General features: G+C 61.4%; 15 protein-coding genes and 2 pseudogenes. 6 read left to right on the top strand and 11 right to left on the bottom strand.

Annotated elements, in window-relative coordinates:
• Positions 1-61: 61 nt before the first annotated feature.
• Genes CDO81_RS20820 through CDO81_RS20810 form a run of 3 tightly spaced genes read right to left on the bottom strand, consistent with a single transcriptional unit; the run spans position 62 to position 2,721 of the window.
• A complete protein-coding gene (locus tag CDO81_RS20820; protein ID WP_088485161.1) occupies positions 62-1,600 on the bottom strand; it encodes an ammonium transporter in 1,539 nt (512 codons plus the stop codon).
• Between the two features lie 35 nt (positions 1,601-1,635).
• A complete protein-coding gene (glnK, locus tag CDO81_RS20815) occupies positions 1,636-1,974 on the bottom strand; it encodes a P-II family nitrogen regulator (protein ID WP_088485160.1) in 339 nt (112 codons plus the stop codon).
• 18 nt (positions 1,975-1,992) lie between these two features.
• Positions 1,993-2,721 (bottom strand): TorF family putative porin, encoded by a 729-nt coding sequence (locus CDO81_RS20810; protein WP_088485159.1) that lies wholly within the window; start codon positions 2,719-2,721, stop codon positions 1,993-1,995.
• Between the two features lie 249 nt (positions 2,722-2,970).
• Between CDO81_RS20810 and CDO81_RS29320 the strand changes: the two are divergent.
• From CDO81_RS29320 to CDO81_RS20795, 3 genes and pseudogenes are all read left to right on the top strand, one after another.
• Positions 2,971-3,069: pseudogene (locus tag CDO81_RS29320) on the top strand (magnesium chelatase domain-containing protein); the annotation flags it as partial.
• 40 nt (positions 3,070-3,109) lie between these two features.
• On the top strand, positions 3,110-3,361 hold the full coding sequence (locus CDO81_RS20800) for a recombinase family protein (RefSeq protein WP_088485158.1): 252 nt from the start codon (positions 3,110-3,112) through the stop codon (positions 3,359-3,361).
• On the top strand, positions 3,333-3,875 hold the full coding sequence (locus tag CDO81_RS20795; protein WP_158218369.1) for a hypothetical protein: 543 nt from the start codon (positions 3,333-3,335) through the stop codon (positions 3,873-3,875). Before CDO81_RS20800 ends, CDO81_RS20795 begins: the two co-directional genes overlap by 29 nt.
• A 3-nt stretch (positions 3,876-3,878) precedes the next feature.
• Here the strand turns inward: CDO81_RS20795 and CDO81_RS20790 are convergent, their stop codons facing one another.
• Entirely contained in the window at positions 3,879-4,535 is a 657-nt protein-coding gene (locus CDO81_RS20790; protein WP_088485156.1) for a hypothetical protein, read from the bottom strand.
• A gap of 333 nt (positions 4,536-4,868) precedes the next feature.
• On the opposite strand from CDO81_RS20790, the gene CDO81_RS20785 reads away from it, so the two are divergent.
• Positions 4,869-5,297: a hypothetical protein gene (locus CDO81_RS20785; RefSeq protein ID WP_144397338.1), complete on the top strand. Its 429-nt coding sequence runs from the start codon at positions 4,869-4,871 to the stop codon at positions 5,295-5,297.
• A gap of 301 nt (positions 5,298-5,598) precedes the next feature.
• Here the strand turns inward: CDO81_RS20785 and CDO81_RS20780 are convergent, their stop codons facing one another.
• The 4 genes from CDO81_RS20780 to CDO81_RS20765 all read right to left on the bottom strand — a co-directional run bounded on the left by CDO81_RS20780 (position 5,599) and on the right by CDO81_RS20765 (position 8,764).
• Positions 5,599-6,537 carry a hypothetical protein gene (locus tag CDO81_RS20780; RefSeq protein ID WP_088485154.1) on the bottom strand — a complete coding sequence of 313 codons (939 nt, stop codon included), beginning with the start codon at positions 6,535-6,537 and terminating at the stop codon, positions 5,599-5,601.
• 298 nt (positions 6,538-6,835) lie between these two features.
• On the bottom strand, positions 6,836-7,309 hold the full coding sequence (locus CDO81_RS20775) for a hypothetical protein (RefSeq protein WP_088485153.1): 474 nt from the start codon (positions 7,307-7,309) through the stop codon (positions 6,836-6,838).
• 123 nt (positions 7,310-7,432) lie between these two features.
• A complete protein-coding gene (locus CDO81_RS20770) occupies positions 7,433-8,023 on the bottom strand; it encodes a thermonuclease family protein (RefSeq protein ID WP_088485152.1) in 591 nt (196 codons plus the stop codon).
• A gap of 3 nt (positions 8,024-8,026) precedes the next feature.
• Complete coding sequence (locus tag CDO81_RS20765) at positions 8,027-8,764, bottom strand: HNH endonuclease (protein ID WP_088485151.1); 738 nt, start codon at positions 8,762-8,764, stop codon at positions 8,027-8,029.
• Between the two features lie 193 nt (positions 8,765-8,957).
• Between CDO81_RS20765 and CDO81_RS27770 the strand changes: the two genes are divergently transcribed.
• Together CDO81_RS27770 and CDO81_RS27765 are read left to right on the top strand one after the other, a co-directional pair.
• Complete coding sequence (locus tag CDO81_RS27770) at positions 8,958-9,572, top strand: hypothetical protein (protein WP_144397337.1); 615 nt, start codon at positions 8,958-8,960, stop codon at positions 9,570-9,572.
• Between the two features lie 135 nt (positions 9,573-9,707).
• Complete coding sequence (locus CDO81_RS27765) at positions 9,708-11,417, top strand: hypothetical protein (protein WP_144397336.1); 1,710 nt, start codon at positions 9,708-9,710, stop codon at positions 11,415-11,417.
• Positions 11,418-11,461: 44 nt separating this feature from the next.
• On the opposite strand, the pseudogene CDO81_RS29315 reads toward CDO81_RS27765, so the two are convergent.
• The 3 genes and pseudogenes from CDO81_RS29315 to CDO81_RS20755 form a co-directional block, all read right to left on the bottom strand.
• Positions 11,462-11,614, bottom strand: a pseudogene (locus tag CDO81_RS29315) (IS3 family transposase); the annotation flags it as partial.
• Positions 11,615-11,726: 112 nt separating this feature from the next.
• Entirely contained in the window at positions 11,727-12,692 is a 966-nt protein-coding gene (locus CDO81_RS20760; RefSeq protein ID WP_088485150.1) for a PD-(D/E)XK motif protein, read from the bottom strand.
• Between the two features lie 67 nt (positions 12,693-12,759).
• Complete coding sequence (locus tag CDO81_RS20755) at positions 12,760-14,151, bottom strand: DNA cytosine methyltransferase (protein ID WP_088485149.1); 1,392 nt, start codon at positions 14,149-14,151, stop codon at positions 12,760-12,762.
• Between the last annotated feature and the right edge of the window lie 2,050 nt (positions 14,152-16,201).

The raw sequence follows: 16,201 nt of genomic DNA, 5'->3' as shown, positions 1-16,201 counted from the left end.
AGGTGGCGCGGGGCGGCTTTGCGTGAAAGAGGACCGGCAGGCGCCGGCCGCTCACGTCAGATCACTTGTGATAGGCCGTCTCGCCGTGCGACGAGATGTCCAGGCCTTCGCGTTCTTCCTCTTCGGTGACGCGCAGGCCGATGGTCAGGTCGACCAGCTTGTAGGCCACCACCGAGACCACGCCCGACCAGACGATGGTCACCAGCACCGCCTTGGCCTGGATCCAGACCTGGCTGGCGATGGAGTAGGCGTCCGGGGCGACCATGGCGGCCGTGACCCAGTCACCCACGGCGCTCGGGCCGCCCAGGTTGGGGCTGTTGAACACGCCGGTCAGCAGCGCGCCGATGATGCCGCCCACGCCGTGGACGCCGAAGACATCCAGCGAGTCGTCAGCACCCAGCAGCTTCTTCAGGCCGGACACGCCCCACAGGCAGGCGAAGCCGGCGATGAAGCCGATGACCAGGCCACCACCGATGCCGACGTTGCCGGCAGCGGGGGTGATCGCCACGAGGCCGGCAACGGCACCCGAAGCAGCACCCAGCATCGAGGCCTTGCCCTTGAGCAGGGCTTCACCGATGCACCAGGCCAGCACGGCAGCGGCCGTGGCGGCGAAGGTGTTGATGAAGGCCAGGGCGGCGAAGCCGTTGGCTTCCAGGGCGGAGCCGGCGTTGAAGCCGAACCAGCCCACCCACAGCAGCGAGGCACCGACCATGGTCAGCGTCAGGCTGTGCGGCGTGAAGGCTTCCTTGCCGTAGCCCACGCGCTTGCCCACCATGAAGGCACCCACGAGGCCGGCGACGGCGGCGTTGATGTGCACCACGGTACCGCCCGCGAAGTCCAGCGCGCCCCACTGCCAGATCAGACCCGCCTTGGCGTTGGTCTCATCCACCACGGCGGCAGCCGTGTAGGCATCCGGGCCGGCCCAGAACCACACCATGTGGGCGATGGGCAGGTAGCTGAAGGTGAACCACAGCGTCAGGAAGGCAAGCACGGCCGAGAACTTGATGCGCTCGGCGAAGGCGCCGACGATAAGGCAAGCAGTGATGCCGGCGAAGGTCGCCTGGAAGGCCGCGAACACGATCTCGTACATCGGCACACCCTTGCTGAAGGTGGCGCCGAGGGCGAAGGTACCGGCGACGTTGTCCCAGATGCCCTTCATGAAGAGACGATCGGTCCCGCCGATGAACTTCCCGGTCGCTGCTCCCCCTTCGGTGAACGCGAAGCTGTAGCCGTACAGGAACCACAGCACGACGATCAGCGAGAAGCCGACCATGACCTGCATCAGCACCGACAGCATGTTCTTGCTGCGCACCAGGCCGCCGTAGAACAGGGCCAGACCCGGCACCGTCATCAGGATGACCAGCAGGGTGGACAGCATCATCCAGGAGGTGTCGCCCTTGTTGGGCTGCACGGCCGGGGCGGCGGCCGAGGCGGCCTCAGCCGGGGCCGAGGCTGCGGCGTCAGCCGCCGGAGCGGAAGCGGGCGCGTCAGCCACGGCCGTGACAGCGGCGGAGGCCGGCGCCGAGGCTGGGTCCTGGGCCCAGGCGGCTGGCGCGAGCAGGCCGGCGGCGAGCGCAAGGCCGGCGAGGAGTTTCTTCATTTGAGGTTTCTCCAAACGGTTGTTATGAGCGCGCTTCAGAGCGCGTCGTTGCCGGTCTCGCCGGTGCGGATGCGAACGACCTGGTCCAGCGGCGACACGAACACCTTGCCATCGCCGATCTTGCCGGTGCGCGCGGAGGACTCGATGGCTTCGATGACGCGCTCGACCACGTCGTCATTGACCGCCGCCTCGATCTTGACCTTGGGCAGGAAGTCCACGACGTACTCGGCACCGCGGTACAGCTCGGTGTGGCCCTTCTGACGACCGAAGCCCTTGACCTCGGTGACCGTCAGCCCCTGCACGCCGATGGCGCTGAGGGCCTCACGCACCTCGTCGAGCTTGAAGGGCTTGATGACGGCAGTGATCAATTTCATGACGAACTCCAGTGCGCTTTAGAAGGTCTTCTTCAGGCCGACGACCAGCATGGTCTTGCCCATGAACTTGCCGTTGACCGGGCTGGCATAGGCCGTCTTGCTGGCATCGGTGCCGATGACGGCGCCGCTGACCACCAGGCCGGAAAAGTCCTTGGCCAGGGTCAGCGAGTAGTCGGTGTAGGACGCGGCCGAGTTGCGCTTGACAGTCTGGTGACCGACGTGCGGCGTCAGGGTCATGCCGTCGCCGAGGTCGAAGTTGGCCGTCACGTCGAAGTAGCCCGAGTTCTTGCTGTCGGCAAAGCCGAACAGGTTGGTCGTGCTCTGCGAATACTTGGCCGTCACGGGGCCAAAGCTCAGGGCGCCGTACACCTCCAGCGTGTTCGCGCTGGGGTTGAGCTTGTTGCTGGGGTAGTAGTACTGCAGCAGGCCGACGTCCAGGGTCAGGCCCTTGGAGATCTCGGTCTTGTAGCCGCCGTACAGGTCGATCTCGACCTGGGCGTCGCCACCGGCGTCCTTGATCCACTTGATCGTCGAGGCCCAGGTGCCGACGTAGAAGCCGCTCGGGTCGGCGTAGTCGATGCCGCCTTGCAGGGCCGGCTTCAGGCGCGTTTGGGAGATGCCACGGTAGCGGTACTCAGACACCGCGCCGATGTTGAACGACAGCGGGTCCGGCGCCGGCTCGTCGGCAGCGGCCGGCAGGACGACGGCAGCCATGGCCAGAACGAGCAGCGAAGGGGACAACTTCATGGCGAATCTCCTCAATCAAGTGTTGGAAAAGGACGGTCTGCCGGGGAATTGCAGCTTCCGTGCCAAGCGCCCGGGCCGGCGTTTGCACGAATCTGGGCCGGCGGCAGCCAGCCCGGAACCCAATGCACCAATCTGGCGCACCAATCTCGGCGGCCGCGCACCGCCGCAGTGCAGGGCGTGAAAACCGCACGCGGGAGGGCTGCAGGTGGCCGCTGGACGGCCCTCCGCAGGCACGCCTACCGTGCGGCGATGAGCCTTGCCACCGTCCATTCCCGTGCGCTCGACGGCCTCGCCGCCGCGCCGGTGACCGTCGAAGTCCATTTGGCCAACGGGCTGCCCTCCTTCACAAAGCTGGAGCGATAATGGCACCTTCTTAGAAGGTCCATGGATGATTGAGCCAGCCCGCCCAACCGCCTATTCCTACGTACGCTTCAGCAACAAGAAGCAGCAACACGGAGATAGCCTGCGTCGCCAGGTCGAGATGGCGGAGCGGTACGCCAAGGTCAACAAGCTGCATCTCTCAGCTCAAAACTTCAGAGACTTAGGCGTGTCCGCCTTCAAGCAGCGCAACCTGAAGCAAGGGGCACTGGCGGCGTTCATCGGCGCTGTGCGTGCCGGGACAATCGAAAAAGGCAGCTAAGAGCCCCTACCTGGGCACTCTCCCCTGGCTGATCAGCTTCGAGGTGCATGAAGAGCGAGTCGGCGGCTGCTGGGTGACAACGCTGCGCGAAGAGGACGGCACGGTGCTCGTGCAGGTCGAGGACGAGTCGATGTGTCCTACTGGCAGAGCGCTGCTGCATTACGTGGACGAGCTGCTGGAGCTCAAGCCCCCGCATCAGCTGCGGTCAGCGAAAGAGATGCGCGAGCGCTTGGCTGAGACGGGCTACCGTCTCGTGCCCAACCCAACGGGCAGGCGCCTGGGCCACACCAGCACGCACGTCATCGTCGCTGATTCAATCAGTCAGCTCGACGCCGCGCTGCAGCTGCGGGCCGACCCTGAACTGATTTACGACCTACTCGACGCGGGCGCCGATCCCATGCGCCGCCACGTTAAATATGGGCAGCCGTACCAGGTGGCTTTAGCTCTTGCGGGCACGCGACCTGAGTACCTTGAGGTCGTCTACTACATGCGCGCCACCCACGGCGCCCACTGAACATCAGTGGAGCAGTTGCGCACGCTTGAGCCGCACCCAGCCCAACATCCGCTCTACCGCAGACGGCTCAAGCTCGCGCTCAGTCCTCAGCATCTGCGCATGCACTTCGGCCTCGTATAGCTCGTCCTCGCTGAGCGGGGCGGCTGCCGGCAGCTTCTTGCCCACCAGCTTGCAGAAGCGCTCGTAGGCGGCGTTGTATGCGTAGATGCGATCCGTCGGCAGGTGCTTCCACTCGCGGTCGCTGGGGTGATGCCAGCAGTCGTCATCCCTTTCGTCTAGCTGGTAGCCAATCTCCGCCGCAAGCGCAGTCGACAGTTGCGTCGCCAGCGTCCAGCGCTCGGGCCCCTTGATGACCGCCGGCGCGCCAGCGAAGTAGGCAGGCTCTGGACCCCGCACCACGGCCTGCACCCACGACACCGCGGCCGCCTGCTCGTCCACCTGCATTGCAGCCAGCGCCTGCGCCTGTATCTGCTCACCCGCCTCGCGCGCGTTCCTGATGGCAATGGCCTGCAAGTCCGTTGTGCCGTAATCGAACGACTCAAGAAATGGATCGACCGCGCAGTCGTCGTGCAGGTCGTAGTGGTAGCCGCCGGCGCTGTTGAAACAGTCGTCGTAGGTCGGAAATGAGGCGTCGAACGAGGTGAATTCGTCGGGGTGCATAGGGTGAGTATGCGTTTTGTTGTCAAGCCTGGCAATGGTCAGCTCGATGGTGTGGTAATGCGCAGACTTGCGAGATGCCGTACGGCGAGGCCGGCCGCCTGCTCGCACGCACCCTCGGCACCGCAGCGTCGAGGTGTTTTTTCGAGTGGGATGGGCTGGCGGTGTGGTATCGCGGCGCCATCAATAACCCGCCCGCTTCGCGACGACCGCCGCGTGGCGGCGTACGCAGCGCGTCTTCGGAAGCGAGCACAGGAAGGCCTGTAGTGCGGCCAATTACTCAAGCACGAGCGGGCGCCTGATAGTCAGCGCCCTGCGCCGCGTTAAGCTGGCCCCATGAGCTCAAGCACATCAAAACCCGCAAGGAAAGCGGGCGTTTTCCAAGTGATCGAGGGTGGGCTATCGAACGTCGATGCGCCTACGCCTGTGGTGACTGGCGCGCAACTGCCGGGTGCGGTCGAGGCTGAGCGCCTGAGGCGGGCGATCTTGTTGTTGAAAGTACCGGGGACGGGGCTGACAGTGTCCCAGGCGCTCGACGAGATTCAAGCGCTGTACCACGAACAAGCGGTCGACAAGATCGAACGCGCGTCCGCTCTGTGCAGCGCACTCGAAGACCTGGGCCTGCGATGTCAGACAGCAAACCCCAACCTGGAGCTAGCGCGAGACTTCTTTCTGAACCTCACCTGGCCGGATCGCCTGCTGGCGAAACACCCCGAACTCGCTGGCCTACATCCAAAGGTACATCCGTACCTCCAACTTGGCTGACAGAGGACGCCCTACGGAGCAGGACGCGGCGCCACTTCAGGCGGCCTTCCAGGGGCAGTCACTCACGTACGACGCGGCGCAGAGGGGACGAGGCCGCCCTACTTCCGACCAATGCAGGACGCTGCGACGTCCTGCGACAAGCGCCGCAGCTTGGTGTGCCGAATCAAAGCTCCGCCGCTTCGCGAAAGCAGCCGCGTGAGGTGTGTCCGGCGCCTTTCGGAGAATTAACCGCAGCAAGGCCTGTAGTCCTGGCAGTAGTGGTGCAGGAGCCTTGCGCTATGCACTCAGTTGCAGGTCGCGGCTACGCCGCTTCGTCAGCAGCGGTGAAGTGATGCGCGCCGTGGACCATCACGCAGGCCTCGGACAGGTCCAGGTCGTCCACGACCATGGCGCGATGAAGCAAGTCGGCCGCTTTGTATGGGCCAGCCTCGCCCCTGATCCACGCAGCGCAGGCGCTCGCCCGGTCATCGCCAGTTGCAGGGTATTGGTCACGGCACACTTCGCGTAGCCCCATCAACATCTTCAGCGCCTGCGTGTACTCGGCGACGCCGTGCATGGCAGGGCGTGTGGCCTTCTCAGGGCCCTGAGCGACGGAGGCACTCGGGAGCTCGGGGGCTTGCGCTTGTCCATCCGGCGGAGTTGCAGCCGCATCCGCGAGGGTGTGCAACTCCACCGCCGCCAGCGAACTGGTCGGAGCTTGAGGCTTTGCCTGTGGCGCTCGGGGCGCCTTCTGAAGGTGCTTGCGTGGCACGGCGCGCCCCATGCTGTGAGCAGCCGTCCTTGCCGTCGTCGTTGTCGGTGCGTAGGTCGCTTGGTGCTCGGCGGGGTCCAGCATCAGCCTCTCGCCGTACATGGCGTAGAACTCGTCGAGGAATGCGCAGTGCTTGGGCAGTGCGGCGAAGTCCTTTCGGACTTGCTTCACTCGGCCATCGCTCTCTTTGGTCAATGCGGCGACTTGGTACTGCGCCATTTTCACCACCCAAACGACACGCGCCGCGTGGTCGTACCGTGCAAAGCCCACGGCTTCCGCGTGGGCCATGGCTTCAAGCACCTGGTCCATGGTGAGGCTCAAGTCCTCGGCAATGACGGCCAGTGGCAACCGATACAGGCCAAGGTAGTTTGTTAGCGGTCCTGCAACGAGATACGCACCAACGAGCAATGCATCCGGCCCGCCTGCAACGCGCAGAGCGCTGCCGGTTTCGCCGGTGAAGAACGACGGAAAGAGCTTCCTGAACAACATGACAATTCTGGAGAGGGTGGGAGGGCCGGGCCTCCCCGGCAGGGGACTACTGCAGGCCCCATCTTTAGATATAGCCTCGCCGCAGCCCCATTTGGGGCCCGACAACTGACATCTCCGCAAAACGCCCTGTGGCAAGCGCCGATCTTGCTTTGTAAAGAGTAGGTGAAGTGCAGTGGGTGCTGGCGCCAGCGACTAGCCTGGACCGCGGTCGTCCGCAAGCTGCGCTGACCCTCATCGCGTCAAGGTGGGTTGCCGAAGCGGGTCAGCTCGAGCGAGGGTATGGCATTAGCCAGTTCCGTCATGACGTGAACTCGAGCCACTCGTCTTCGCCTTGATAGCATGCGACCTCGAAGAAGGTGTTTCGAAAGGTCTCATTCAGAAGGCTGAAAGTGTCGTATCCAAGGGTCTTGGCTTCAGCAGCAGTGCATCCGTCTACGCCGTCAGTAAAGTCTGCACCAGCCTCTCCGCAGAGTTTGGCAAGTGCCAGCGCGGCATCAAACGAGATTTCGAACCCAAGTTCATGCGCGTATTTATTGCGAACCCTGTTCAGCGCCATAACTGCAGTGTGGAGCTCTTTACTCAGCTTCCCCAATCTCAAGCACTCGTCCGCCTTCTTGGCAAACATTAGCTTGCCTAGCTTGGATTCTGCCGGGGCGTTCGGACTTCGCCTAATTATCTCCGTTAACAACGCTTCGAGGGTTAGGTGATAGAACAATACCTCGCCCAATAGCGAGGCGCGGTCAATGAAGTAGTTCTCGAAATGTGGTTTCATGAGCAGGTTGCCTGAGAAGGTGTCTGAAGTGAAGCCAGCGTTACTTGAGGTCACTGAAGGCAGCCCTTGGCAGCGTCCGTGCGGTCGCTGTGTTGAGCGGCGCCTGTCCGAGGACGTGCAGAACTACCTGTGCCCCGACAAATACTCCTTGTGCCCCGCCGAGTTGATGACGTATTTGCCACCCCGAGGCCCTGTGTGAACAGTCTGAGCCGGCCTCTCGGTTGGTGATGTCGCGCTTGCTGCTGCCGCAGCCTTGATCTGCTTGCGGTACTCCCACGGCGGCGTTGCTGCCTCGGCCCAAAGGCCAGCGTGAGAGCCTTTCGCGGCCTCCTCCAGCGGGACCAATTCAGGGCGCTTGAGGTAGGTTCGATATACCCAGGCCATGCCGTGTTCAACCATCAGCCGAGACGCATCTCGCCCCTGGCACGACAACAAGCCCACGGTCCGCCCGTACACGTCCACAGCGCGAGTCTGCACTTTTGCCTGCTGGTTGAAGCACAGCGACGACAACTCGCGCTTAGCAGCTTGGCCGAACGGTTGGCCCAGCTCGGGAGCGTCGATGTCAGCGAGGCGGACTTGCAATTGCTTCTTGTCCGGGGTCAGGAGCGTGATGGTGTCGCCATCGTGGACACCCACGACCCGGCCGGCAACCTCCTGGGCGATCCCGTTGAAGGACCAGGCCAACGCCGCAACCAACAGAAGTGCACGGCGCATCGGCTACGAAGGCATACCCAGCATCTCGCTCAGTTGAGCCGGGAACACCCATCGACGCTCTACATTGATGGCGCGATGGATGAGCCGATGGCAGGTAGCGCACAGCAGCGCGAGGTCCCGCAATCGGGTCACGGCGCCCGGCTTGTATTCCGCGAGGGGCGTGACGTGGTGGGCCTCAAAACCCGCCAGCGCCATCTCCGGGTGACCAGACCATGGCCCAGCGCCGCAGCATTCGCATGTCAACCGACCCTCAGCCCTGCGTTTTGTGATGAGCAAGCCGCGGAGCTTCGGCACCCGTTCTCGCCGTCGGTGCAGCGCCGTCAAAACCCGCCCTTCCGCGAACTCCTCGTCATCGGCCACTGCCGTGATTTCGGCTTCCACTGCCTCGCCTGATGCCACCTGATCTGCGATGGCATTCGCCATGCGCTGAACCAGCAGTGGCGAGCCCCCGAACTCCTCCCAGGTGCTCCGGTCCATCGCCGACACGTTGCCCAATCCGCTGCCGGTAGCGACCTGGCGGATGTTCTGGAGCTTGAAGGCGACACCGGCCGGGTTCCTGAAGGTATCGCGCTTGACGGCCTCACGATGTACGGGAAGGGCTCGCAGCCGTTCAGAAAGAGCAATCACCTTCGGGTCGTCTGGTCCGGGCACCTGCCCGCCGACGCTGAGGTACAGATTCAGGGCGAGGATGGTTTCATCCCGCGTCCAATTTGGATTGCCGTGGCCCTGTGTTGCCGCCATCTTCCCTATCCCGCTGGCGTGCCCGCATGAGTGCGGTGTGTCGATCAACGTAGCACTGAGACTCGCCGGTCACCCATCGGCGTTGACTTTGACTACGACCTTGCGAGAGAACTTGCGCACGCGGTCTATTGTGGTCAACATGGACCGTGCGCCGACTAGTTGGGCAAGAAAATTCAGGTTCAAGGAGAGACGAGTGACCCGAACATCGCTGGGAATGCTCATCGCTGGAGCTATCTGCGTCTCGTCCGCGCACGCCGACTTCAGTTGCGGCGGACCTCTAACAGATGAGCAAGTAAGGGGCCTCGAGGTGATGTTTAAGCCAGCCTACAGCCCCGCGCTAACAAAGATCGGCTCAACAGTCGCTAACGGCAACTTCTCGAAGAGGCTTACGCCGGCGCAGGTGACATCGCTGACTGTGGACAAGCCTCTGGTGGCTGCAACATCTGTGCTCAACGCGTCTCAGGCGACATTCTTAAAGAACGCTCTCAACGATAACGCCACTAAATCCGTTCCAGGCTGGTTCTCGACATTTGTCGGCGCCTTCGTTCCGCAGGCGTGGGTCGGCATTACGGCAGACGTGATGATTCAGCTGTTGAACGCGCAGGGTGACGCAGGTCGCTTATCGTTGGCGAACATTGCAGGCACCGTTGCGCCGGGCGGCAATGTTTCGGTGTTTGAGCGTGTTAGTAAGGACAAAAGCGGAGCCCAAAAATTCATTTGGGCGTACTCGCATACTGCAAGTTTGAACGGCAAGCCGACGACGGTACTTTTATTCGCTTGTGCCGCTGACGTAGTTGTCGTTCATTAATTCAACGCCAGTGGATTTGCGCCACTTTTGCGAACGTCGCGAAACCGAACGCCTGGCGCGGTTTGCCAGCACAACAATGCTATCGAGGCCGCGACCGATCTGCAGGCCAGCAGAGGAGTTCCTTTGAAAATATCAATGTTTGGATTGTCTGCTTTGTTAATTGCGTCAAGTTGTTTGGCGCAAACGGCGGTCAGGACTAGTTTTGACGTTGACTATGTCCCCAATGCGCGGCCAGGCTACGGATACAACTTGATTACAGGAACTGTTGTTCCCAGCGTATGTTTGGAAAATGCTAGATCGACGCGCACAAAGGAAGATCGCGCAATTGCATCCCAGGCTCGATATTATCTTGTGGAAGACACAAATTCGCTGATGCAAATGCTCAGTGGTAGCTTGAGCGCGTCTTACAACGGCTTGGCCGCAACTGCGAATGCATCAGCCTCTTATAGTCAAGAGTTTTCTTTCGATGGAAAGCGAAGCTATGTCCTTGCCGAGAAGCGAGTTACTTTTTACTACGATAGCGTTCAAATAAATACGCCGGATGACGGCGTATTGACAGGCAGTGAAGTGCGGCTGTCCAGAAAAGCTATTAAGACGTTAAGAGAAAAAGGATTGCAGTCTTTCAGGCAAATGTGCGGCGACGGATACATAGTGAGTATGGAAGCCGGCGGTCGCCAAGTGGGAAAAATTAACTACAACTGGACGTCTCAGTCTGAAAAGAAAGCGTTTGACGCCAGCATCAGCGGAGGGGGTGCGTTAGCAACCGGCTCCTTGTCTATCAGCGAAAAGACACTTGCAGCGTCGACTGCTGAGGCTGTTGACATTAACTCGAGAGAGATTGGCGCGGACGTTCAACAAAGGCCTGCTGTTAGCGTGGCGGAATTTATCAAACGCTTCCAAGATTACGGCGGCACGCCCAATTTCAAACCATACTACTATGCAATGACGGTTCAAAGTTACGCGAACTTGGCAGATTGGCCGGCCGAAAGAGAATTCGACATTCGGGCGACGGCCGCAAAAATTGAGGAGCTGTCCGGTTTTCTTAATCGACTGCGTGATCTCCAATCAAAGCATCTCCGCGCAATATCAGAGAGTGGAAAGTATTACAATATATATTACGCTGACTGGAATGAGTTTTATAGAGTTAATGATCAAATGGCGCTGCGCGTGTCGTCAATTGGCACGCTCATCCGGGATTGCGTCACCAATTTTAGTGGCTGCAACTCGAAGAACATTAGCCCAGCGCAAATTGGCAGCAAAATACGGCGAACGGCTTCCTTGCAATACGGCGACAAGGCGTATTCTGCCTATATTGACGCATTGAGTCCTGGCACAGTACCCGCTCAGGCGCTGCGCGGGCAACTAGACGTTGCCGATCAGGTGCCCTCCAAAAAGTCACCGACGCTGTTCAATTACCTTGAGGCCGTTGACTACCAGCGCGTCGTTGATGAATATTATCAATGGGCGTCTAGCTTTCCGCTTGAAAGGGGCGGTATAGACGAACTAGACGCGATGGCCGCTTCTATGAACGCTCCGGACCTTCGGAAGGACATTGTCTCGGGCGCCTCGCACGCCGCGTTAGCAAAGTACAAGCAAGGCGCAGTGACGTGGGCGCTGAACAATCGCTTCGAGCCACTTAGAGCCGCTAATTGCAAAGTGGAGGCGCCGAATAGCCCGCTTTGCGCTGCGCAGCGAAACATGCTGGAGGATCGTATGCAAGTGTCATTCCTTGATAAAGGAATTGCTGCACCGCCTCCGCCTAAGCCCCCAATCGAACCACTGCCTCAGCCGCGCCCCCCGAGGCGGGAGTTCGTGCGGCCGTGCAACCCGAAACTTTGTCAGTGAGCGGAATGGAAGGCGCGGACGCCAAACGAATCGCCCCGGGTTTCCTAGACACCCGTGAGCCGATGGGAATGACGTCGTTTGAACTCGACCGGCAAAGTGTCGCCGGCCGTGTCGTGACGCGGCCTGGGGTTGCAGAACATCTCGATGTAGTTGAATACATCGGCCCGGGCTTCGTTGCGCGAGTCGGTGGAGCGACGAATGGGCGCGCGTCCCGCGGTCCGTGGCAGAACTGGTGGCCGCAGCTGACGCTGCTTGAGGCATGTGATGGCAAGGTTGCATGCGCCAACCCGCAGATGCTGCTACCAACCCCTAGTTGAACAGAGAATCGAGAACAGCTCTGCCGCTGCTGCCCAGCGAACTGGCCACCGTCGAAAGGTCAGCGCGAAAACGGACGGCGGTAATGCGGGCGTCACCAGGCTGATCGGGCGCTGGCAGGTCAGCCATCGCAAAGACGACCAGGCTGCGTTCGGCATACGACGGGTCGAACCGACGGTCCAGGCGCTCTGAGAAGTCGCTCCCGAGCGCGGCGGCGATGCTCTCCCAGAGCTTTTGTCGCAGGAGGGGCTCGCCGGCGACCCCGGCTTCTATCTCGTTAGCCAGGTCGACGACCCCGACGCCACCACTTTGGTTCTGCAAGAGCACTGAGGCGACATATCCGGCCCCGCCAAGTGGCGGCATCAGTTGCTCAAGTGCGAACTCGTGCTGTCGCAACTCGCTGACGGCGGCTTTCACTTCAAGGCACCCTGAAGGCCAGGAGAAATCGAAGCGTTCGAACTGGTCTGCATGCCAGGTACGGAGGGCCTGGGCGATGTTCTTGCTCCGTGCAATGACGAAGAGTTCGGCCCAGAGGCCCGTTACTTCACGATTGCTGGGCCGACCCAGGGCACGAAACAGGTCAAGGAGCGACTGAAGGCATCGTTGCAGGTCCGCCGTTGCCGCGTTGATGGGTAACTGCTCGATGGCAGCGGCGAGGCAGCGGATGAATACTTCATGGAGTTCAGAAACGCTGGCATCGCACGAGATGACCGCGAATTGGCCTTCGACCGCGCCGCTGTCCGCGGTCACCCGGCATGTGCTGTGAAACTGCACGTAGACGTGCTTGAGTTCGATGGCTGGCGAGTAGCTCGCGGGGCTTGAGTCCTTCAAAAGGAACACCGGGCCACCGTCGCCTGCCTTGGCCAGGAAGTCTCCTCTCGGGCCGGGCAGGGGCAATGCTGAGAATTCGATAGCAGACGTCGCCAACGGCAACGCTTGGAATGAAGCGAACAGGCTCAATCAACGCTCCTCGATGAGCAGTGACTTGCGCAGCTTCTCGGGCACATTGAGGGCAAACCAAGTTACGTCATGGATGTCGGCGGCCGTCTGGGTCCGTTGCTGCGTCCCCAAGTCGAATCGACGCAACTGCAGGCTGATACGGTCTGAGAAGCAGTGGTCGCGGTCGTTCAACGTTCCGGCGCTCTGGCTGAAGTATTGGTTGATGGGGGCATACCGATGGGTAGCTTGCAGGCCGTGACCGGCCTCGCGAGTACGGTAACGCTTTGAGGCCGTCCATGCTTTGAAGTCGCGCGCACTCGCGCGGAGTCATGTAGCGCCGTTGCCAGCCGATGATGGGTACCTGCGTGTCTGTCATGGCGATCAAGCTCGGCGCGGTGGTGCGCCGCTTTACGCGCACGCCGGATGCACGAAACTGGATGACGTAGTCCCAGATGTTGCGGTTGCCGCCCTTGACGTTCCACTCGAACTTTTGAAGGCTTGATGGGAACTTCAATATCTTCGGTAGCCAGGGGTCGATCCAGGCCCTGTTGTCCTCATAGAACTGTCGGTTTTGCCGAATGAAGTCCTGCTTCCACTTGGGAAAGGTCATGTCTGCGCTCCGCGCATGACTAGGTAGGGCTTCCCAGCGCCCCTCCAGCGTTTTGAACGTGCCGACCTTGCTTCCGTGGCTGCCCTTGAAACCAACCAGGCCGTCCTTGCCGTAAATCGTCCGTAGCGCATGCGGGGTGGTCGTCTCGTAGGGGTAGGTGGCACCCCATTCCATAGACCACAACGGGAAGTACGGTAACTCGACGTTCTCCGGGCAAGCCTTCAAGAACTCGTCCCAGACTTCGAGGCACTCTTTAACCTGTGCCGACAGCTGCTTGGCATCGCTCGGGCTTTCGTCAAGCACAGTGTCGATGTTGGTCTCGTCTTTGCTGGTAATGGGCCAGGCAAAGTCGTCAAGCGGCAGTAGAGAGCCGACGATGTAAACGCGCTCCCGAATCTGCGGAATGCCGAACTGGTGAGGCGACAGTCGTTCCGCACGGATGTTATAGCCAAGCCCTTCGTCCCCAGGTCCTAGGATTTTCTGGATTTCCTCCCAGGTTCGACCCTCATCGTGCTTAAGCAAGTTTGGGACGTTCTCGAGGATGAAGAATCTAGGCTTCTTTGCCTTGAGAATCGCTGCGACGTTGAAGAACAGATTACCCTGCTCGGTGCACTCGAAACCGAGTTGCTCGCCAGCCTTCGAAAACGGCTGGCAGGGGAACCCAGCCGTCAGCACATCATGGTCAGGCACTTCATTGGGATGAACCTGCGTGATGTCGCCTGCGGGCCTTAGGCCGTGATTCTTCAGGTACAGGTCACGCAGGTGTTCTTTCCATTCGGCCGCGAAGACGCATTGGCCGCCCATGCGGGCGAGCGCCAGATGGAAACCACCCAGGCCTGCAAAGAGGTCGACAAATCGGAATGCTTGCATGTCCGTCGCGCGGAGATTTCTCGTTCTCATATCCGACGACGCACTTACGCCGCCCCGTGTTCGCCCTCCCCAACGAATCGGCGTTGTACGCGCCGGGGCGTTGGCAGCTGACGCGCGGGAGTGCTGTATCTATGTACAGTGTTTTTCGCCGACGGTCAACGGTACTTAACCCTAGACCACAGCTATGCCACTCGTCTGGCTGAAGTACCAATCTTGCCACGAGTGCCCACCGGTAGGAACGATACGCTTGCATGCCTGACCTGTTATGCGCAGCAGGCTATCGACCCGTGCATCAACTCGCGCATGTCGCGTGTCTGGCGCTGGTGACTGAAGCGGTTGCAGTCCTCAGGTTGGTATTGACATTTCGACGGGCGATGGCGACGGCGACGGAGCCCGCCACGGGTAGATGCACGTCAGCTGACAGAGCACAGTTGTAGGCGCCAGCTGGTGCAGCCTATGGAGCAGGCAACGTACACGCCGGTGGAGACGCCGGTGGAGCATGTGGAGTAGCTGCCGGCGTCGCCGCGAGTAAAGACGGCTGGTGGCGCCGCACGCAAGAAAAAACGCTCCAGCCGCCGTCGTGCAATCGAGCGAATACCAGGCATTCAGCGTTGCGCTGCAGAGCGCCAGCATCAGGGCGGAAACCGGCGATTGCCTGGCTTCTGCCTAACTGTCAATCTGCGCGCGCCCAAGAGGTCGGAGAGCTGAGGCAGGCTGAATGACTCTACTCAAACGTCGGAGAGGTCGACTACCCTACGGGCTGCCAAGCGTGCTCAGCTTCAAAATCTCCCTTGCCCGGCAGGCCCCGCGTCCCGCCATAGCGACTCTGGCTACGCCGCACACCTACGTGTCTGAACCATCCGCGCGGCGCCCTGGTTTGCCCCTGCTGGATCGAACCAAAGCCATCTCTCCCGGTGCCCTCGCGGCGGCTCGTCGGAGCCCTTCGCCCCCTCGAAACGCAGCTGAGACACCTCTCCGATGTGCACCCTCAAGGCCCGCTGGACGCCTCTTCGAGCCGCCAGTTTGAGCCCCTGCGCCCCTCAAGCCGGAGCCCAAATCTCGCGCGCAGTAGGCCCTTGCAGCCGCGATCTGAAGCGGTGCATAGCCCCTCGGGTGGCGTCTCGCAGGCGGTCCCGGCAAGCCCATCTGGGCTCATGCGTGGCGCCGCTTTTGCTGCTGGCGCGGCGCCATCTGCGCTGCCCGCCGGGCTGTCGTGTACCAGAGGTCCACTCCTCTCGGCTCTGCGCTGGGAGGGGGGTTGGGCTGTGTGCGCTATGCGTTCATGGCGTAGCGCCGGCATCCGGCTGCTGTATTCCATCGGGCGAAGGATGGGCATCGGCAAGGCGAAGCTCATGTGCCCGGCCTGCAGCTCGAACCAAGTGGTGCCCGCCACCACCCCCCCGGCGCACGCGCACACCGCCTGCAGCTGGAGCGCCAGCTCGGCTCCACAAACTGAGCCTCAGGACCCCTACGCATTGGGCCGCTAGGCCCGGCCCGGCCATGTCCACTTGAAGCGCTGAGCCCTGGCTTTTGCTACACGCCTGCGGGGCGCCTGGCCATTGCTACACGCGGGCCTGGATGCCTGGCTTTTGCTACGCGCGCGTGGCACCGAGGGTGCGCGATTACGGGCCGTGGGGCCTGGATCGAGCGCTGCGATTTCACTCGCGGTGATGGGCCTGGACGCGGAGCGCACAAGCGTCACCGAGGGCGAAGAGTCGTCACCGCCGGTGGACGCCCGCCACCGAGGGTGGAGCCCCAACACTGCCGGCGCATACTACTCACTGCCGGAAGGACCTTCACTATTGAAGGAATCTATTGAGCTGGCGAATATCGCCCCGCGGGCTGCTGTGCATAACCTTTGCGTGGATTCTCGAGCTGATACTTGGCGGATCGCTCGCCCGCCGAGCACCCCCTGTATACACCGCCTAAACACGCGATTTATTCAAGGGGCCCTCATGCCCAGAGTTACTTGCACTTCGCGAGCATCCCGAATATCGCCTGTGGAGAGCTTTCTTCACTGCTGGTGAATATCCTTCGCCCATAGCAGTTT

It is taken from the genome of Roseateles puraquae, from assembly GCF_002205845.1.
In the GTDB taxonomy this organism is placed as follows: domain Bacteria; phylum Pseudomonadota; class Gammaproteobacteria; order Burkholderiales; family Burkholderiaceae_C; genus Pelomonas; species Pelomonas puraquae.
This window is presented reverse-complemented; position numbering and strand designations above follow the sequence as displayed.